This is a genomic window from Nocardioides sp. CER19 (genome assembly GCF_029846275.1).
In the GTDB taxonomy this organism is placed as follows: Bacteria; Actinomycetota; Actinomycetes; order Propionibacteriales; family Nocardioidaceae; genus Nocardioides.
Genome location: NZ_JARVWS010000001.1, coordinates 261,595 through 280,440, shown reverse-complemented (window position 1 = coordinate 280,440; position 18,846 = coordinate 261,595). Strand labels below are relative to the sequence as shown.

17 protein-coding genes and 2 tRNA genes are annotated in these 18,846 nt (G+C 70.3%); 13 read left to right on the top strand and 6 right to left on the bottom strand.

What is annotated here, in order from left to right; translation table 11 throughout:
- Positions 1-13 precede the first annotated feature (13 nt).
- The 10 genes from recF to QDS12_RS01400 all read left to right on the top strand — a co-directional run bounded on the left by recF (position 14) and on the right by QDS12_RS01400 (position 8,926).
- Positions 14-1,156, top strand: a complete 1,143-nt coding sequence (gene recF, locus QDS12_RS01445; RefSeq protein WP_279876424.1) for a DNA replication/repair protein RecF — start codon at positions 14-16, stop codon at positions 1,154-1,156.
- Complete coding sequence (locus tag QDS12_RS01440) at positions 1,149-1,712, top strand: DciA family protein (RefSeq protein ID WP_279876423.1); 564 nt, start codon at positions 1,149-1,151, stop codon at positions 1,710-1,712. The genes recF and QDS12_RS01440 overlap by 8 nt, the downstream gene beginning before the upstream one ends.
- Before the next feature lie 197 nt (positions 1,713-1,909).
- Positions 1,910-4,000: a DNA topoisomerase (ATP-hydrolyzing) subunit B gene (gyrB, locus tag QDS12_RS01435; protein ID WP_279876422.1), complete on the top strand. Its 2,091-nt coding sequence runs from the start codon at positions 1,910-1,912 to the stop codon at positions 3,998-4,000.
- Complete coding sequence (gyrA, locus tag QDS12_RS01430; RefSeq protein ID WP_279876421.1) at positions 4,000-6,654, top strand: DNA gyrase subunit A; 2,655 nt, start codon at positions 4,000-4,002, stop codon at positions 6,652-6,654. Before gyrB ends, gyrA begins: the two co-directional genes overlap by 1 nt.
- 2 nt (positions 6,655-6,656) lie before the next feature.
- Positions 6,657-7,220, top strand: a complete 564-nt coding sequence (locus tag QDS12_RS01425; protein ID WP_279876420.1) for a DUF3566 domain-containing protein — start codon at positions 6,657-6,659, stop codon at positions 7,218-7,220.
- Between the two features lie 133 nt (positions 7,221-7,353).
- Positions 7,354-7,427 (top strand) — tRNA-Ile (locus tag QDS12_RS01420).
- A 54-nt stretch (positions 7,428-7,481) separates the two neighbouring features.
- Positions 7,482-7,616: a DLW-39 family protein gene (locus QDS12_RS01415; RefSeq protein WP_279876419.1), complete on the top strand. Its 135-nt coding sequence runs from the start codon at positions 7,482-7,484 to the stop codon at positions 7,614-7,616.
- 8 nt (positions 7,617-7,624) lie between these two features.
- Positions 7,625-7,697 (top strand) — tRNA-Ala (locus QDS12_RS01410).
- 132 nt (positions 7,698-7,829) lie between these two features.
- Positions 7,830-8,588: an SURF1 family protein gene (locus tag QDS12_RS01405; protein ID WP_279876418.1), complete on the top strand. Its 759-nt coding sequence runs from the start codon at positions 7,830-7,832 to the stop codon at positions 8,586-8,588.
- A complete protein-coding gene (locus QDS12_RS01400; RefSeq protein ID WP_279876417.1) occupies positions 8,585-8,926 on the top strand; it encodes a DUF3817 domain-containing protein in 342 nt (113 codons plus the stop codon). Before QDS12_RS01405 ends, QDS12_RS01400 begins: the two co-directional genes overlap by 4 nt.
- 26 nt (positions 8,927-8,952) lie before the next feature.
- On the opposite strand, the gene QDS12_RS01395 is transcribed toward QDS12_RS01400, so the two are convergent.
- The gene (locus QDS12_RS01395; protein ID WP_279876416.1) at positions 8,953-9,432 is read right to left on the bottom strand and encodes a hypothetical protein; all 480 of its coding nucleotides are present in this window, start codon (positions 9,430-9,432) and stop codon (positions 8,953-8,955) included.
- Positions 9,433-9,523: 91 nt separating this feature from the next.
- On the opposite strand from QDS12_RS01395, the gene QDS12_RS01390 reads away from it, so the two are divergent.
- A complete protein-coding gene (locus tag QDS12_RS01390) occupies positions 9,524-10,030 on the top strand; it encodes a peptidylprolyl isomerase (protein ID WP_279876415.1) in 507 nt (168 codons plus the stop codon).
- A gap of 12 nt (positions 10,031-10,042) precedes the next feature.
- Positions 10,043-10,957 carry a rhomboid family intramembrane serine protease gene (locus QDS12_RS01385; protein WP_279876414.1) on the top strand — a complete coding sequence of 305 codons (915 nt, stop codon included), beginning with the start codon at positions 10,043-10,045 and terminating at the stop codon, positions 10,955-10,957.
- A 294-nt stretch (positions 10,958-11,251) separates the two neighbouring features.
- On the opposite strand, the gene QDS12_RS01380 is transcribed toward QDS12_RS01385, so the two are convergent.
- Positions 11,252-11,704: a cell division protein CrgA gene (locus tag QDS12_RS01380; RefSeq protein ID WP_279876413.1), complete on the bottom strand. Its 453-nt coding sequence runs from the start codon at positions 11,702-11,704 to the stop codon at positions 11,252-11,254.
- A 65-nt stretch (positions 11,705-11,769) separates the two neighbouring features.
- Between QDS12_RS01380 and QDS12_RS01375 the strand changes: the two genes are divergently transcribed.
- Positions 11,770-12,546 (top strand): DUF881 domain-containing protein, encoded by a 777-nt coding sequence (locus tag QDS12_RS01375; protein WP_279876412.1) that lies wholly within the window; start codon positions 11,770-11,772, stop codon positions 12,544-12,546.
- A 42-nt stretch (positions 12,547-12,588) separates the two neighbouring features.
- Here the strand turns inward: QDS12_RS01375 and pknB are convergent, their stop codons facing one another.
- The 4 genes from pknB to QDS12_RS01355 are packed head-to-tail and all read right to left on the bottom strand — an operon-like array spanning position 12,589 to position 18,846.
- The gene (gene pknB, locus QDS12_RS01370; RefSeq protein ID WP_279876411.1) at positions 12,589-14,379 is read right to left on the bottom strand and encodes a Stk1 family PASTA domain-containing Ser/Thr kinase; all 1,791 of its coding nucleotides are present in this window, start codon (positions 14,377-14,379) and stop codon (positions 12,589-12,591) included.
- The gene (locus tag QDS12_RS01365) at positions 14,376-15,938 is read right to left on the bottom strand and encodes a protein kinase (protein ID WP_279876410.1); all 1,563 of its coding nucleotides are present in this window, start codon (positions 15,936-15,938) and stop codon (positions 14,376-14,378) included. The genes pknB and QDS12_RS01365 overlap by 4 nt, the downstream gene beginning before the upstream one ends.
- Positions 15,935-17,434, bottom strand: a complete 1,500-nt coding sequence (locus QDS12_RS01360; protein WP_279876409.1) for a penicillin-binding protein 2 — start codon at positions 17,432-17,434, stop codon at positions 15,935-15,937. The genes QDS12_RS01365 and QDS12_RS01360 overlap by 4 nt, the downstream gene beginning before the upstream one ends.
- Complete coding sequence (locus QDS12_RS01355) at positions 17,431-18,846, bottom strand: FtsW/RodA/SpoVE family cell cycle protein (protein ID WP_347882171.1); 1,416 nt, start codon at positions 18,844-18,846, stop codon at positions 17,431-17,433. The genes QDS12_RS01360 and QDS12_RS01355 overlap by 4 nt, the downstream gene beginning before the upstream one ends.

The window sequence follows — 18,846 nt, the reverse complement described above, 5'->3', positions numbered from 1 at the left end:
GGGAGGAGGAGTCGTGCACGTCTCGCACCTGACCCTCCACGACTTCAGGTCCTACGAGAGCGCCGACGTCGAGCTCGGGCCGGGCGCGACCGCGTTCGTCGGCCGCAACGGCCAGGGAAAGACCAACCTCGTCGAGGCGATCGACTACCTCTCGCGGCTGCAGTCGCACCGGGTCGCCTCCGACGCCCCACTCGTCAGGGCCGGCGCCGACCAGGCGGTGGTTCGGGCGGCCGTCGTCAAGGACAGCCGCACCGCGATCCTCGAGGTCGAGATCAACCCGGGCCGGGCCAACCGCGCTCGGATCAACCGGTCGCCGCTGCCGCGCACCCGCGAGCTGGTCGGGCTGGTGCGCACCGTCGTCTTCTCGCCCGAGGACCTCGCCCTCGTCAAGGGCGACCCCGGCGAGCGACGGCGCTTCCTCGACGACCTGATGGTGCTGCGCACGCCGCGCCTCGCAGGCGCGCGCGCCGACTACGACCGCGTCCTCAAGCAGCGCAACTCGCTCCTCAAGAGCGGCCGGGCCGGCGGCCGCGGCGGCCAGGACTCGGTGCTCGCGACGCTCGCCGTCTGGGACGACCACCTCGCGCGCACCGGCGCCGAGATCCTCGCCGAGCGGCTCGCCCTCACCGACGCGCTCCGGCCGTACGTCGGCAAGGCCTACGAGACCGTCGCCCGCGGCGCGTCCCGCGACGACGCGGAGATCGCCTACCGGCCGTCGTTCGACCTCGAGGGCGCGACCACGCAGCCGGAGCTGGAGAAGGCGATCCACACCGAGCTCGCCCGGCGCCAGCGTGACGAGCTCGACCGCGGGGTCTCGCTCGTGGGACCCCACCGCGACGACCTGCTGCTCACCATCGGCGCCGGTGACCAACACCTCCCGGTGAAGGGCTTCGCGTCGCACGGGGAGTCGTGGTCCTTCGCGCTCGCCCTCCGGCTCGCGTCCTACGACCTGCTCCGGGCCGACGGCGACGACCCGATCCTGATCCTCGACGACGTCTTCGCCGAGCTCGACAGCGAGCGACGCGAGCAGCTCGCGGCGCTGGTGGCCGGCGCCGAGCAGGTGCTCGTCACGGCGGCGGTCGGCGCCGACGTACCCGAGGCGCTCCGTGGCACCCGCTACCTCGTGTCCGGCGGGGAGGTGACCAGCGATGACTGACGACGACGCACCCGACCTGCCCGAGACGGCTCGTGGGGACGCGGACGCCGACGACGAGACGCCGGCCGCCGACGGGCTCGACCTGGCCCGCGCGCTGATGCGTGCGACGGCCGGCTCGTCGACGCGCAAGGTCACCCGCAAGCGGCGCCGGGACCAGCCGCCCGCGCGCGGCCGGGTGAGCGGCAGCCACCCCGACGACCGCGACCCCCAGCTCCTCGACGCGACCCTGGGCCGGCTGGTCGCCGACCACGGGTGGGAGCTCGACCTCCGCGTGCACGGCGTCTTCGGCCGGTGGTCCGACATCGTCGGCTCCGAGATCGCCGACCACGCGACGCCGGAGTCGTTCGGCGAGGGCCGGCTGGTGGTCCGCACCGACTCCACCGCCTGGGCGACCCAGCTGCGGCTGCTCGGGCCGACGGTGGTCCGCCGGCTCAACGAGGAGCTCGGTCACGGCACCGTCACCGCCATCGAGGTGCTCGGCCCGCACGGGCCGTCATGGAAGAAGGGCCGACTCTCCTCACGGGACGGTCGGGGCCCACGGGACACCTACGGCTGATCGCGGTGTCGTCGCGGTGTCGTCGCGGTGTCTCTGCCCTTCTGACGTCCGCACGACGGTACCGGGACCCATCCGTCTCCCCGTACGGCGCTCGCAGCCCCGCTTATGCGGCGTCTCGGGGCACCTTTCCTCCCCAGATGTCCCCCTCCGGAAGGCAGCATCGTGGATTCCGGCCTTCCAACCGGTAACATAGGGCCGTGAGCGAAGCCGACGAGACCGCCGACATCCAGCCCACCCCCACCACCCCCCTTCAGGTGGAGTACGACGCCTCCGCGATCCAGGTCCTCGAAGGTCTCGAGGCTGTGCGCAAGCGGCCGGGCATGTACATCGGCTCCACCGGCGCGCGAGGTCTCCACCACCTGATCTGGGAGATCGTCGACAACGCGGTGGACGAGGCGCTGGCCGGATACTGCGACAACATCCTCGTGACCCTGAACCCCGACGGCTCGGTGAGCGTCGAGGACAACGGTCGCGGCATCCCGACCGACACTGCACCCGGCCAGGAGCTCCCGGCAGCGACGCTCGCGCTCACCGTGCTGCACGCCGGCGGCAAGTTCGGCGGCGGCGGCTACAAGGTCTCCGGTGGACTCCACGGTGTCGGCTCGTCGGTGGTCAACGCGCTCTCGACGCGTCTTCACCTGCAGGTGAAGAACCGCGGCTTCCTCTGGGAGCAGGAGTTCTCGCTCGGCACGCCCGACTACCCGCTCCGGCAGGTCCGCCCCCTCGAGGACGGCGAGCGCACCGGCACGACCGTCACGTGGTGGGCCTCGCCCGACATCTTCGAGACCGTCGAGTACAACCTCGAGACGATCTCGACCCGCTTCCGCGAGATGGCGTTCCTCAACAAGGGCCTGCAGATCGTGTTGCGCGACGAGCGGCCCGAGACCGAGGAGATCGCCGAGGCCGTCGCCGACGAGACCGTCGAGATCGACGGCGCCTCCGAGGTCCACGCGGCCGAGGAGGGCGGCCACAAGATCCTCGAGCAGATCTTCAAGTACGAGAACGGGCTCGCCGACTACGTCGAGTACCTCAACAAGCGGAAGACGCCGGTCTCCCCGGTCATCCACTTCGAGGCCGAGACCGCCGGCAACGCTCGGAACCCGATGAGCCTCGAGCTCGCGATGCAGTGGCAGGCGTCGTCCTACAACGAGGCCGTGCACACCTTCGCCAACACGATCAACACTCCCGAGGGCGGCACCCACGAGGAGGGCTTCCGCGCCGCGCTCACCAGCCTGATGAACCGCTGGGGCGAGGAGTGGAACCTGATCAAGAAGAAGGAGGACCGCCTCACGGGTGACGACATCCGCGAGGGCCTCACGGCGATCATCAGCCTCAAGATCGGCGAGCCGCAGTTCGAGGGCCAGACCAAGGCCAAGCTTGGCAACACCGAGGCGAAGGGCTTCACCCAGGGCGTCGTCAACGACGAGCTCGGCGCCTGGCTCGAGCAGCACCCGGCCGAGGGCAAGGAGGTCATCCGCAAGGCGCAGGCCGCGGCGACCGCCCGCATCGCGGCCCGCAAGGCACGCGACCTCGCCCGCAACCGCAAGGGCATCCTCGGTGGCGGCGGCCTGCCCGGCAAGCTGCGCGACTGCAGCTCCAACAACCCCGAAGAGTGCGAGATCTTCATCGTCGAGGGTGACTCCGCCGGCGGCTCGGCCGTCATGGGCCGGGAGAACCGCATCCAGGCGATCCTCCCGATCCGCGGCAAGATCCTCAACGTCGAGAAGGCCCGCCTCGACAAGGTGCTCGCCAACCAGGAGGTGCAGGCGATCATCTCGGCGCTCGGCACCGGGGTGCACGACGAGTTCGACATCGCCAAGCTGCGCTACCACAAGATCGTGCTGATGGCCGACGCCGACGTCGACGGCCACCACATCAACACGCTGCTCCTCACGCTGCTGTTCCGCTTCATGAAGCCGCTGATCGAGGCCGGCCACGTCTACCTCGCACAGCCGCCGCTCTACCGCATCAAGTGGAACAAGCCGGCCGAGCACGAGTTCGTCTTCTCCGACGCGGAGCGCGACGCCGTCGTACGCGACGGGCAGGCCCAGGGCAAGAAGCTGCCCAAGGAAGCGCCGATCCAGCGCTACAAGGGTCTGGGCGAGATGAACGCCGACGAGCTGTGGGAGACCACGCTCGACCCCGACAACCGCGTGCTGCTCCAGGTCACCCTGGAGGACGCCGCCCACGCCGACGAGATCTTCTCGATCCTGATGGGTGAGGACGTCGAGATGCGTCGCTCCTTCATCCAGCGCAACGCCAAGGACGTTAGGTTCCTCGATATCTGATGACTGAGACTCCCACTCCCCCGGCCGGAGGCCGGGTCCAGCCGGTCGAGCTCCAGCAGTCGATGCAGCAGTCCTACATCGACTACGCCATGGCCGTCATCGTCGGCCGGGCCCTGCCCGACGTACGCGACGGGCTCAAGCCCGTGCACCGTCGCGTGCTCTACGCGATGTACGACGGCGGCTACCGGCCCGACCGCGGCTTCAACAAGTGCGCCCGCGTCGTCGGCGACGTCATGGGTAACTACCACCCGCACGGCGACTCGGCGATCTACGACACCCTCGTGCGCCTCGCGCAGCCGTGGGTGATGCGGGCGCCGCTCGTGCAGGGCCAGGGCAACTTCGGCTCGCCGGGCAACGACCCGGCCGCGGCCATGCGCTACACGGAGTGCCGCATGGCGCCGCTCGCCATGGAGATGGTGCGGGACATCGACGAGGACACCGTCGAGATGACCGCCAACTACGACGGCAAGACCCAGGAGCCGACGATCCTGCCGGCGCGGTTCCCCAACCTGCTGGTCAACGGCAGCGCCGGCATCGCGGTCGGCATGGCGACCAACATCCCGCCGCACAACCTGCGCGAGGTGGCCGAGGGCGCGAAGTGGTCGCTCGAGCACCCGGAGGCGACCCGCGAGGAGCTGCAGGAAGCGCTCATCGAGCGGATCAAGGGTCCCGACTTCCCCAACGGCGCGCTCATCGTGGGCCGCTCGGGCATCGAGCAGGCCTACCGCACCGGTCGCGGCTCCATCACCCAGCGCGCGATCATCGAGGTCGACGAGGACAAGTCGGGCCGCACGATGCTCGTCATCACCGAGCTGCCCTACATGGTCAACCCGGACAACCTGATCGTGAAGATCGCCGAGCTGGCCGACTCCGGCCGGGTCCAGGGCATCGCTGACGTCCGCAACGAGACCTCCTCGCGGGTCGGTCAGCGGATCGTCGTCGTGCTCAAGCGCGACGCCGTGGCTCGCGTCGTCCTCAACAACCTGCTCAAGCACACCGAGCTGCAGACCAACTTCAGCGCCAACATGCTGGCGCTGGTCGACGGCGTGCCGCGGACCCTGCCGATCGACGCGTTCATCTCGCACTGGGTCGCGCACCAGATCGACGTGATCCAGCGGCGCACGGCGTACCGCCTGCGCAAGGCCGAGGAGCGGGCCCACATCCTGCGCGGTCTCGTCAAGGCGCTCGACATGCTCGACGAGGTCATCGCGCTCATCCGCCGCTCGCCCGACGTGGCCGAGGCCCGCGAGGGCCTCATCCAGCTCCTCGACATCGACGAGCTGCAGGCCGAGGCGATCCTCGGCATGCAGCTGCGCCAGCTGGCCGCCCTGCAGCGCCAGCGGATCATCGACGAGCTGGCCGAGTTCGAGGTCCGGATCGCCGACTTCAAGGACATCCTCGCCAAGCCGGAGCGCCAGCGGGCCATCGTCGTCGAGGAGCTCGACGGCATCGTCGAGAAGTTCGGCAACGACCGACGCACGCAGATCATCGCGGCCGACGGGGACCTCTCCATGGAGGACCTCATCCCCGACGAGGAGCTGGTCGTCTCCATCACCCGCGGTGGCTACGCCAAGCGGACCCGCGCCGACCAGTACCGCTCGCAGAAGCGCGGCGGCAAGGGCGTGCGCGGTGCGACGCTGCGCGGCGACGACGTCGTCGAGCACTTCATCGCCACGACCAACCACCACTGGCTGCTGTTCTTCACCACCGCCGGGCGGGTCTACCGGACCAAGGCCTACAACCTCCCCGAGGCGGCACGTGACGCCAAGGGCGGGCACGTGGCCGGTCTGCTGTCGTTCCAGTCGGACGAGTCGATCGCCCAGGTGCTGGCGATCCGCGACTACGAGCAGGCGCCCTACCTCGTCCTCGCGACGCGGAGCGGCCTGGTCAAGAAGACCCGACTGGCCGACTACAACTCGCCGCGCCAGGCCGGCGTCATCGCGATCAACTTCCGCGAGGACGACGACGAGCTGGTCGGCGCCGAGCTGGTCAACCCCGACGACCACATCCTGCTGGTCTCGCGGAAGGGCCAGGCGGTGCGGTTCGTCGCGAGCGACGAGCAGCTGCGGCCGATGGGCCGCGCGACCTCCGGCGTCACGGGCATGAAGTTCCGCGACGGCGACGCGGTGCTGTCGATGTCGATCATCCGCGCCGCCGACGCGGCGCACGAGGAGTCCGACGAGGACGTGCAGTACGTCTTCACGATCACCGACGGCGGCTTCGCCAAGCGGTCGCGGATCTCGGAGTACCGCATCACGAACCGTGGCGGTCTCGGCGTACGCGCCATGCAGCTGACCGACGAGAAGCGCGGCGTGCTCGCCGGTGCGTTCATCGTCAAGGACGGCGACGAGATCCTCTCCATCACGACCAACGGACAGGTCGTCCGCTCGCCCATCGACGCCGACTTCCCGGCGAAGGGCCGCTCCACCATGGGCGTGAAGTTCGTGTCGCCGAAGAACGGTGACTCGGTCGCCGTGGTGGCCCGCTCGGTGGAGACCCGCGAGGAGGAGATGGACGAGGAGCTGGCCGCGGCCGTGGCCGATGCGTCCCGCGAGCCGGGCGCCGCTCCGAAGGTCGATGTGGACGCGGATGCAACAATCGATGCGGCCGACGCCGCAGGTGCGGCTGAGACAGCCGACGACACGGAGGAGTGAGGATGCCTGAGCGTCCCGGCGAGCGAACCGCCACTCGGGTGGGCGGGCGTCCCGCGCAGCAGCGCGACGACGACACCGCCGTACGCCCGGGGTTCGCCCAGCAGGTCAAGGACAGACTGAGCGCCGCGGCGGACGAGTTCCGCGCGGCGAACACCGGATCGACGCCGCCACAGCGGAGTCGCCAGGGGGCCCGTCCCCCGCGGCGGGCCCGGCTGCGGCTGACCCGGATCGACCCGTGGTCGGTCATGAAGACGTCGTTCCTGCTGTCCATCGCGCTCGGCGTGGTGACCATCGTGTCGGTCTTCATCGTCTGGTCGGTGCTCGGCGCCGCCGGCGTCTGGGACTCGATCAACCAGACGGTCCAGGACATCGTCGGCGGCCAGGACGCCGGCTCGTTCGACGTCACCGACTACGTCGGCATGTCGCGCGTCATGGGCTTCACGATGATCGTCGCGGTGATCGACGTGGTCCTGATGACCGCTGTCGCCACGCTCGGCGCGTTCCTCTACAACATGGCGGCGGCGCTGCTCGGCGGCATCGACGTCACCCTGACCGAAGACCGCTGACCGGCGCCGGGACGTCGTACGAGCCGGTCGGCCTGGCCGCCGGAACGTCTGACGTCCCGCCGTTTTGGCGGCCGCTCGGCCGCTCGGGTAATGTCTGCCATCGGCCGTCGGGGCTTCCACCCGGCAGCCACCCGGGCCTATAGCTCAGACGGTTAGAGCACCACACTGATAATGTGGGGGTCGGAGGTTCAAGTCCTCCTAGGCCCACGGAACAAGCCCCGGACGCGACAGCGGACCGGGGCTTTTCACAAGGAGACGACAGTGAAGAAGCTGATCCTGATCGCACTCGCAGCCGCCGGCGCCGTGCTCGCCAAGAAGCAGCTCGACAAGAGCAACGCCGAGCGGGCCCAGTGGGCGGAGGCCACCGACACCGTCAGTCCCACCCACCAGGCCTGACTGCATCAGGGGCGTTGGCGCAATTGGTAGCGCACCTGCTTTGCAAGCAGGGGGTTAGGGGTTCGAGTCCCCTACGCTCCACTCACTCGCACGAGGCCCTCGTCCCGCGGACGAGGGCCTCGCGGCGTCTCCGAGGGGACCGCGGCGGACATCACACCCGGGCGACTCTCGCCGTCTGCGCGTCCTGACCTGCCCGGACGTACCCTGACAGGCGTGCCGCCGAAGATCTGGTCCCCGCGTCTGTGGGGAGCTCACCTGCTGGCACTGGTGCTGCTGGCCGGCACGGTCGGGCTCGGCCTCTGGCAGCTGGGCGTGTGGCAGGACCACCGCACGGCGGAGAAGCAGGACGCCACGAAGGCAGCGGTCAAGCCGCTCGGCGACGTCATGGGGCCCGACGACCCGTTCCCGGGCCTGATGGTCGGCCACCCGGTCGAGATCAGCGGCGACTGGGTGCCCGACGGCACGCTCTACATCAGCGGTCGCCGGCACCACGGCGTCGACGGCTACTGGGTGGTCACCCCGGTCGCGGTCGGGGGTCCGGGCAAGCCGGCCATGCCGGTGGTGCGGGGATGGGTGCAGAGCCCCGCGGACGCGCCGGCCCCGCCGACGGGATCGGTCGACCTCACGGGCTGGCTGCAGCCGCCGGAGGGCGACCAGGGCGTCGTCGACGACGACCCGACCGACGACGTCCTCCCGCAGCTGCGGATCGCCGACGTCATCCAGCACGTCGACCAGGACCTCTACGGCGGTTTCGTGATCGACCGCCAGCCCGGGGCCGGCCTCCAGGCGGCCACCGTCGAGCAGCTGCCCGACGCCGGGACCACGACCGGGCTGCGCAACTTCCTCTACGGCCTCGAGTGGTGGGTCTTCGGCGGGTTCGTCATCTACATCTGGTGGCGTCACATGCTGGACGTCACTCGACCGGCCCCTGAGAAGGACGCTCAGGCGGACGCCGTACCCTCAGGGACGTGAAGGGCACGCTCAACTTCTACAAGGTGATCGCGACGGTCGTCGGGGTCCTGCTCATCGTCCTCGTGCTGGTCGGACTGCCGATGGACCTGTTCGCGGCCGACGGCACCTCCGCGCACGACGCCGGCCGCTGGATCTCCCAGAACGTCGGCGTCGCCCACGGGTGGCTCTACATGGTCTACCTCGTCACGACGTTCATCCTGTCGCGGAAGGCGGGATGGGACCTGCCCTTCACGATCGTGACGCTCATCTGCGGCACGATCCCCATCGCCAGCTTCTGGGCGGAGTTCCGGGCGATCCGCCGTGTGCAGGCGGACCACCCGGAGCTCGCGACCGTCTGAGGCTCGGCAGCTCGGGTCAGCTCGGGTCAGCTCGGGCTGTAGGGCGGCTTGTTGACCGGCGTGGTCAGGTCGTCGACCGGCTCGTCGGTGTAGAGCGTCTCGCCGGGGCTGTCGGGCGTCGAGGCCGGCCCGGCCGACGTCCACTCACCGGAGTCACCCATGAACTTGCGAGCCAGCACGGCCGCGGCGCCGAGCAGGCCGCCGAGCAGGGCGAACATGAGCAGCTTGCGGCCCTTGCGCTTCTTCTTCGGGTGGCCGGTCAGCTCCTGAGACTTCGCCTCGGCGAACTGCTTGGCCTGCGTCGCGCGCTCGGCCGCGATGCCGGCGCCCGCGGCGACGATCGGGGCCGTCTTGGCGGCCGCTCCCTGGATCGCCGGCTTGGCCGTGTTCTCCACGAACGGCTTGGCCGTGTTCTCGATGAACTCCTGTGCCGCCTCGACCGCGATCTCCACCGCATCGGTGGTCCGGTCGGTGGCGCGCTCGAGGAGCGTTGTCTGCCTGGTCATCGTGGGGCCTCCTGACGTCGTGGGCATTGGGCAGGCGTGCGAGGATCGACCCGCACTCAATCAGCAGTACCCACATCAGAGAAGGACAGTCATGGCGGACCAGCAGGCCATCCTCCACACCAACCGGGGTGACATCACCCTCAACCTGTTCCCGAACCACGCGCCGGAGACGGTCGCGAACTTCGTCGGCCTGGCCACCGGGGAGAAGGCGTACGACGCCGGCAACGGCAAGACCGGCCCGTTCTACGACGGCCTCACCTTCCACCGCGTCATCGAGGGCTTCATGATCCAGGGTGGCTGCCCGCTCGGCACCGGCACCGGCGGCCCGGGCTACACCTTCAAGGACGAGCCGCACCCCGAGCTCGTCTTCGACAAGCCCTACCTGCTCGCGATGGCCAACGCCGGCCCGGGCACCAACGGCTCGCAGTTCTTCATCACCGTCGGCGCCACGTCGTGGCTGAACTTCAAGCACACGATCTTCGGCGAGGTCGCCGACCAGTCCTCCCGCGACGTCGTCGACGCCATCGCCACCACGGCGACCGGCCCGGGCGACCGTCCGAAGGACGCCGTCGTCATCGAGTCCGTCGAGATCGTCTGACGCGGCCCCACAGTGACGGAGTCCTCCGCGGCCGGGGTGCCGACCTGCTACCGGCACCCCGACCGCGAGGCTCACATCCGCTGCCAGCGGTGTGAGCGCCCGATCTGCCCCGACTGCATGACCGCTGCGTCGGTCGGGTTCCAGTGCCCCGAGTGCGTGAAGGAGGGGCGCAGCACGCAGCGTCCGGTCCGGACGACGTACGGCGGCCTGCGCCCGTCCGCCCCCGGCTTCGTGACGATGGTGCTCATCGGGATCAACGCCGTCGTGTGGCTCCTGGTGATGGTCACGGGCCGTAACAGCAGCAGGCTGCTGTCCTACCTAGAGCTGCGCCCCAGCGGGCTGTGCGAGATCGGACCGGCCGGCTTCGACGTCTCCCGCGAGACGTGCACCGCGCACGCCGGGACCTATCACCCGGGGGTCAGTGACGGCGCCTACTGGCAGCTCATCACCAGCACCTTCACGCACGTCGAGGTGCTGCACATCGGCTTCAACATGCTCGCCCTGTGGGTGCTCGGTCCGCAGGTCGAGCAGCTCTTCGGCCGAGCGCGCTTCCTCGCGCTCTACCTCCTCTCCGGCTTGGCCGGTTCGGCTCTCGTCTACGCGACCGCCCCCCTCTACACGCCGACCGTCGGTGCCTCGGGCGCGATCTTCGGCCTCATGGGCGCGCTGCTGGTCGTCGCGGTGCGCACCCGCACGAACGCCTCGTCGATCCTGGTGTGGATCGCCATCAACGCGGTGCTGACCCTCTCGGTGCCCAACATCTCCTGGCAGGGCCACCTCGGCGGCTTCATCGGCGGCGTGCTCGTCTCCGCCGTCATCGTGTGGGCGCCGCGCAAGCGCCGCCGGCAGATCCAGTGGGGCGGGATGGGGCTGGTCGCCGTCGCCATCGCGGTCACGATCGCTCTGCGGACCGCCGCCCTCGTCTGAGCCCGAGCCCGGCCGCCGTACCCAATTGAGGGGTACGCGCGGGTGCCCGCCGCCCACCGGTGTGTGCGGGCTGCTCGACTGTCGTTCGCGCGACCCCTCGGCGGGTCGCGCGCCAACGTGAACAGCCGCGAATCGGCGTGAAAATGCACACCCTGTGCACACACCTGTGGACGAATCACATGCTTGTGATTCGTCCACAGGTTTATCCCGAGTTGTGAAGAACCGCCCCGAAAAGCAGGAACGCCGCCCTGGTTGCCCAGGAGCGGCGTTCTCAAACGTGACGAACCGGTGCCGTCACTCCCACCTGGTCGCGAAGGCGAACCCGGTGGCCATGAACGCGATGCCGACGACGAGGTTCTTCTGACCCAGGTCGTTGAACACCCACAGGTTCGACAGGTCGTCGGAGAAGATGTAGAAGACGCAGATCCAGGCCAGGCCGAGCAGGAAGCAGCCGAGCATCCCCACGACGACTCCCCGGCCACGACCGAGCGGCGTCGAGGGGTGGGCGGAGACGAACAGGCCGAGGAAGAAGAGCCCGAACCCGATGAGGTAGTTCCAGTTGCCCCAGTCGGCCATGAACGCGGGGCTGCCCGCCTTGCCGTCGTCACCGGGCCGGACCGCCACGTAGTAGTAGGCGATCCAGGCGATCCCGACGACGATCAGGATCAGCGACACGATGAAGCGGACGCTGAACACCGGTCCTCGCGTCGGGTCGACGAAGTCCTTCGAGGGCTTCAGCTTGGGCACGAGGAAGACTCCTGGGTTCGGTGACGACTGTGGTGCTGGCGCACGTGCGCCGTAGCCTAGTCGCCATGACCGGCCACCCGCACAAAGCCCCGACCCACGGGTCCGGGCGGGGTGCGCGTCGGCTCTCCGCGTGGCGGGTCGGCACGCCGCTGGTCATCCTGATCTGCGGCGGCCTGTTCGTCGTCAGCGCCCAGAACAGCGAGGGCACCGACCTGCGGCCCGGCCGTTACACGGACCTCGCCACCGTCACGGGCTCGGAGAAGCTGCGCTACACCCACCTGGAGGAACGCGTCGCGCAGACCGACAAGGAGGTCAGCCGGCTCACCCAGCAGGTCGACGACAACACGGTCAAGCGCTACAAGCGGGAGGTCGACGAGCTCAAGGACCCGGCCGGCCTCGTCGCGCACAGCGGGCCCGGCGTCCGGATCACGCTCTCCGACGCACCCCAGGACAAGCTCGAGAAGGTCGGTGACCAGGCGGCCAACGTGCTCGTCGTCCACCAGCAGGACGTCCAGGCCGTCGTCAACGCCCTGTGGCGCGGCGGCGCGAACGCGGTCACCATCCAGGGGCAGCGCGTGATCAGCACGACCGGCATCAAGTGCTCGGGCAGCACGATCCAGCTCCAGGGCGTGCCCTATCCCCAGCCGTTCGTCATCGAGGCGGTCGGCAACCCCGCCGACCTGACGCGCTCGATCGACGACGACGCCTACGTCAAGGTCTACCGCGACCAGGCGGCCAACCCCGACATCGCGATCGGCTGGGGCATGCAGGAGCGGAGCCGGGTCACCGCGCCGGCGTACGGCGGCCTGCGCGACCTGACCTACGCGCGCCCGATCGACTGAACCGGGTGGCGCATCCCCGCCGTCCGGGGATGCGCCGACCCGTCACTGCTGGCCGTTGGTCGGGCAGGCGGAGGGCTCGCCGGGCAGCGGCGGGATGCCGGGCGTCGGCGTGATGCACGGGGTGCTGGGCGTCGTGACCGGCGGCGGTGGCTCGTACGTCGACACGAAGATCAGCACCTTCTCGCCCTGCTTGCGGGTCTCCGGCGCCTGCGGGAACTGGTCGACGACGGTGCCCTTCGGCTGGGTCGTGTTGGGCTCGGGCCTGGCCTCCGGGTCGAAGCCGGCGTCGCGCAGGATCTGCTCGGCCTGGGCCTGCGTCTTGCCGCGGACGTCCGGCACCTGCTCGGGCCCGTCGGAGTAGTAGAGCGTCACCGGCTGCCCGGCGTCGACCTTGAGGCCTGGGGTCGGGTTGGACTCGAGCACCTTGTTCTTCGGCTCGTCGGACTCCCGCTCCTGGGTCTTCGCGGTGAGCCCGGCCTGCTCCAGGGCCGCCTTCGCGTCCTTGAGCTGCATGCCCACGACGTTCGGCACCGCTACCTGCGGCTTGCCCGCCGACAGGGTGATCTCGACGCCCGAGCCGGGGTCGACGTAGGTGTCGGGCTGGGGCTGCTGCCGGATCACGCTGCCGGCCGCGACGGTGTCGCTGTTGTCGAACTCGACGTTGGTGACCGTCAGCCCGGCGTCGCCGATCGCCGACCGGGCCTGTGCCTCGGTGAGGTTCACCAGGCGGGGCACCTGGATCTGGTCGGGAGAGCTCGGGAAGAGCTTGGGCCAGAGGAGCACGGCGGCGGTGATCAGCGCGATCACGAGCACGCCCAGGAAGATCAGCAGGCCGGTGCGGGAGCGGTGCTCGTCCTCGGCCTCCTCCTCGAGTGCGCCCGGCCCGGTGCCGGCGGCCGTGAGCGGAGCGGCGACGACCGTCGAGGTCGGCGGCCCGCCCTGCGCGGAGCCGACGGGCGCAGCGGCAGCCACCACCGAGATCGGGCGGCCGTCGAGGTAGCGCTCGATGTCGCTGCGCATCGCCGCCGCCGACTGGTAGCGGTCCTCCACGCGCTTCGCGAGCGACTTCATGACGATCGCGTCGACCTCGGGCGGCAGCTCGGTGTCATGGTCGCTCGGCGGCTGCGGCTGCTCGCGGACATGCTGGTAGGCGACCGCCACCGGCGAGTCGCCCACGAACGGCGGACGGCCGGTGAGCAGCTCGTAGAGGAGGCAGCCGGCGCTGTAGACGTCCGAGCGCGAGTCGACGGTCTCGCCGCGGGCCTGCTCGGGGGAGAGGTACTGGGCGGTGCCGACCACGGCCGCGGTCTGCGTCATCGTGGACTGCGCGTCGCTGATGGCGCGGGCGATGCCGAAGTCCATCACCTTGACGTCGCCCGACGGCGTGAGCATCACGTTCCCGGGCTTGATGTCGCGGTGGATGATGCCGGCCCGGTGGCTGTAGTCCAGGGCCGACAGCACACCCGACGTGATCTCGAGCGCCCGCTCGGGCAGGATCTTGCGGCCCTCGCGGAGGATGTCGCGCAGCGTCCGGCCGGCGACGTACTCCATCACGATGTAGGGCTGGTGGACGCCGTCCGGCGTGACCTCCTCGCCGGTGTCGTAGACGGCCACGATCGCGGGGTGGTTCAGCGAAGCGGACGACTGCGCCTCCCGGCGGAAGCGAGCCTGGAACGTCGCGTCGCTGGCGAGATCGGTGCGCAGCCGCTTCACGGCGACGACCCGGCCCAGGCGGGTGTCGGTGCCCTTGCGCACCTCCGCCATGCCGCCGCGGCCGAGGAGCTCACCGAGCTCGTAACGGCCGCCGACGATCGTCGGCTCTGCGTTGGTCATCGGGACATGTCCTTCCGGGCTGCGGGCGTCAGGGTGTCGCTCGCGGTGGCGGTGCTGGTGTCGGTCTGGGCGGTCTGCGGCGTCGTCGCGGGGGGCGTGGGCGGCGCAGTGGTCGTGGGGGCGGGCGTCGTCGGCTCCTGGGTCGGCGACTGCGTCGTCGGCGACCGGGTGGGAGTCGGCCGGCCGTAGTAGGCGACCTCGACGCGGTCACCCTCCTGCAGGCCGCGCGTCGGCGAGACGGCCGTGACGGTCTCGGCGGTCTGGTCGCCGGGGTTGGCGACCTCCCGGGTGCGGGTCTCCAGGCCCAGGCCGCGCAGGTCGGCGAGGACCTCGTCGAGGTCCCGACCGACGTAGTCGGCCTCGTCGAGGTCGAACGTCCGCGCCGTCTCGGTCGGCGACGTGGCCTCGGTCGGCGTCGGGGTCGTGGCCGTCGCGGTCGGGGTGGTCGGCTCGGGCGGGGGCGTGTCGTTCCCGCCGTCGCGCAGCAGCAGCCAGATCACCAGTGCGATCGCGAGGACGAGCGCGACGATGCCGGCGATCAGCCAGGGACTCACGCGACGGCGCTCCTCCTGGGGCTCCTCCTCGGCCTCCTGGGCGGGCGTGGCCGAGGTCGGGGGAACGGGCGCGCCGACCCCGGTGATGACCTGGGTGGCGTCGGGGGGCGGGGCCATCATGGGCGCGACCACCTGGGTCGGGGCCTCGCCCGGCCCGGGCTCGCCCCGCAGCGCCGCGGCGAAGGCGGCGGCGTCGGGGAAGCGCTCGGCGGGCTTCTTGGCGAGCGCCCGCATCACGACGGCCGCCAGGTCGGCGGGGACGGTGTCCGGGAGCGGCGGGACCGGGTCGTTGAGGTGGGACAACGCCGTCGCGACTGCCGTCTCCTTCTCGAACGGCCGCCGCCCGGCGAGGCACTCGTAGGCGACGACGCCGAGCCCGTAGACGTCGGAGGCCGGCGTGGCGACCTCGCCGCGGGCCTGCTCGGGCGAGAGGTACTGCGGCGTCCCCATCACAGCGCCGGTCCCGGTCACGGCGGCGGAGGAGAGCGCGCGGGCGATCCCGAAGTCGGTGATCTTCAGCTTCCGGTCGGGCGTCACCAGGAGGTTGGCCGGCTTGACGTCGCGGTGCACGATGCCGGCCGCGTGGGCCGTGGCGAGGGCGTCGCCAGCCTGGGCGAGCAGGTCGCGCACCACCGCCGGGTCCATCCCGACGCCGGGACGGATGACCGAGGAGAGCGGCCGGCCGTCCACCAGCTCCATCACGAGGAACGGGCGAACCGAGCCGTCCTGGAGGATCTGCTCGCCGACGTCGTAGACCGCGGCGATACCCGGGTGGTGCAGCCCGGCGGCGTGCCTCGCCTCACCCTCGAAGCGGGTGCGGAAGACCGGGTCGCCGGCCAGCTCGGGCTTGAGCAGCTTGATCGCGACGTCCCGTCCCAGGGCCGTGTCGCGGGCGCGCCAGACCTCCCCCATGCCACCGGTGGCGATGCGGCTCTGGAGCTGGTAGCGGCCTGCGTCGTCGGCGTAGACGGTGCCGTCCTCGGTGCCGTTGTCGGGCGGGATCACTGGTTCAACACCGCCTCCATGACCTTCTTGGCGATGGGACCGCCCCACTTGCCGCCGGCGATGTCGTCACGCGGGATGTCGGCGCTCTCGATCATGACGGCGACCGCGACCTTGGCGTTGTCAGCGGGCGCGAACGACACGAACCAGGCGTACGGCGGCACGTTGTCCTGGCCGCTCTGGGCGGTGCCGGTCTTGCCGGCGACCTGGATGCCGGTGATGGCTGCGGGGGAGGCCGTGCCCTCGTTGACCGTGGCGACGAGCAGCTTGGTCACCTCGCGGGCCGTCTCGGGAGTGACCGCCTGGGAGAACTTCTCCGGCTCGGTGGTCGCGACGGTGTCTGAGTCGGCCGACTGCACCTGGTCGACGAGGTAGGGCTTCATGACCGTGCCGTGGTTGGCGATGCCTGCCGCGACCATCGCCATCTGCAGCGGCGTCGCGCGTACCTCGAACTGCCCGATGCCGCTCTGGCCGGTCTGCGGCGGGTTCATGTCCGTGGGGAAGTTCGACTTCACCAGCGTGGTCTTGCCGTTGGTGCCCTGGAGGTCGTTGAAGACGGAGGACGGGTCGGCGTTGAACCCGAACGCCTCCGCCTGCTTCTGCATCGCGTCGGCGCCGACGCCGACGGCGAGCTGGGCGAAGACGGTGTTGCAGGAGTTCTCCATCGCCTGCGTGAACTTCACGGTCTTCACGCCGCAGTCGCGGCCCTCGTTGTCGATGAGGCCGGACTCGCCCGAGGTCTGCGGGAGCTGGTACGTCGCCCCGCCGGGGACCATCGAGTCGGCGTTGTACTTGCCGGAGCTGATGGCGGCGCTCGCCGTGACCACCTTGAACGTCGAGCCCGGCGCCAGCGCCATCTGGACGCCTCGGTTGAGCAGCGGCTTGCCCGGGTCCGCCTCGAGCTTGCTGAACGCCTTCTGGTTGGCCTGGAAGTCGTGCGTCGCGACCTTGTTGGGGTCGAAGGTCGGCGTGGTGACCATCGCGAGGATCTTGCCGGTGCTCGGCTCGAGCGCGACGACGGAGCCCTTCACGTTGCCCGGGAGCGAGGTGAGCGCGTCGTAGGCCGCCTTCTGCGCCTTCGCGTTGACCGTCAGCTCGACGTCGCCGCCCTCGGGGCCCTTGTTGCCCAGCAGGTCGATGAGCCGGTTGACGAAGAGGCGGGAGTCGTTGCCGGAGAGGACGGCGTTCTGCGACTTCTCCACACCCGTGATCGAGCCGCCGTAGGCGAAGTAGCCGGTGAGGGCGGCGTAGAGCAGCGGCTTGGGATAGGTGCGCTGGAACTTGTAGAGGTCGTCCGACTTCACGCTCTCCGCCACGGGGTCCCGGCCGACCAGGATGGCGCCGCGGTGGCGGGAGAAGTCGGCGTCGACGACCCGGCGGTTGCGCGCGTCGTCGTTGTACTTCCCGGACGCGTAGTACTGCAGGTAGGTCGCGTTGATCAGCAGTGCCGCGAAGAGCAGCATCAGGAAGATCGAGATGGTTCGGATGGGCTTGTTCATGGCAGCTTCACGACCTGGGTGTTCATCTCGTCCTGGTCGTCGGGGACGGAGAGGTCGGGCAGGGGACGGCGGGCGTGGTCGGAGATGCGCAGCAGCAGCGCGATGATCACCCAGTTGGCGACCAGGCTCGACCCGCCGTAGGACAAGAAGGGTGTGGTCAGTCCGGTGAGCGGGATGAGCCGGGTGACGCCACCGACGACGGTGAAGACCTGGAGGCCGACGAGGGCCGCGAGACCGGTCGCCATCAGCTTGCCGAAGCTGTCGCGGGAGATCAGCGCGATGCGCAGGCCGCGCTCGACGATGAGGCCGTAGAGCAGGATCACGGCCATGACCGCGGTCAGGCCGAGCTCCTCGCCGATCGCGGCCATGATGAAGTCCGACTCGGCGTAGGGCACGCGCGTCGGCCGGCCCTCGCCGAAGCCGCGGCCGAGCAGCCCGCCCCAGCTCATGCCGAACAGGCCCTCGACGAGCTGGAAGCTGCCCGGCGTGCGGTCGTAGTACTCCATCGGGTTGAGCCAGATGTCGAACCGGTTGCGGACGTGGACGAGGAACCCGATGCTCCCCGACAGCACGTACGTCGCCGTGACGCCCGCCGCGAAGAGGAACCCGCCGACCACGAGCCAGCCGGCCCGCTCGGTCGAGACGTAGAGCATCACGATGAACAGGCAGAAGAACAGCAGACCGGAGCCGAGGTCGCGCTGCGCGACCAGGACCAGCAGGCTGACCAGCCACATCGCCAGGATCGGACCCAGGTCGCGACCGCGGGGCAGGTCGATGCCGGCGAACCGGCGGCCGGCCAGCGCGAGGGCGTCGCGGTGGAGCACCAGGTAGCCGGCGAAGCTGATGACCAGGAGCACCTTCGCGATCTCGCCCGGCTGGAAGCTCAGCCCGCCGACGTGGATCCAGATCCGGGCGCCGTTGATCTCGGTACCGAGGCCGGGCGCGAGGGGCAGCAGGAGCAGCAGGACCGCCGCGAGGCCGGACGTGTAGGTGAAGCGCTGCAGCGCGCGGTGGTCGGAGAGGAAGACCAGGGTCGCGATGAACAGGCCGACGCCGACCGTCATCCAGAACAGCTGCTTCGCGGCGAAGTCGGTGTCGGTCTTCGCGAGGTCGATCCGGTGGATGACCGCCAGACCGAGCCCGTTGAGCGCGGCCACCACGGGCAGCAGCACCGGGTCGGCGTACGGCGCGACGAAGCGGACCGTCAGGTGGGCCGCGACGACGAGGGCGACCAGCCAGCCGCCGTAACCGACGATGTCGGGCGGGACCTGCTGGTCGACGCCGAGCCCCACCGCCGCGTAGGCGCCGATGCCGACGAAGAGGGCGAGGACGAGCAGGAACAGCTCCGCGCCGCGACGGCTGCGGAACATCGTGGCCTGCGTGACGGCCCGGACCGGGGAGAGTGCTGCCAT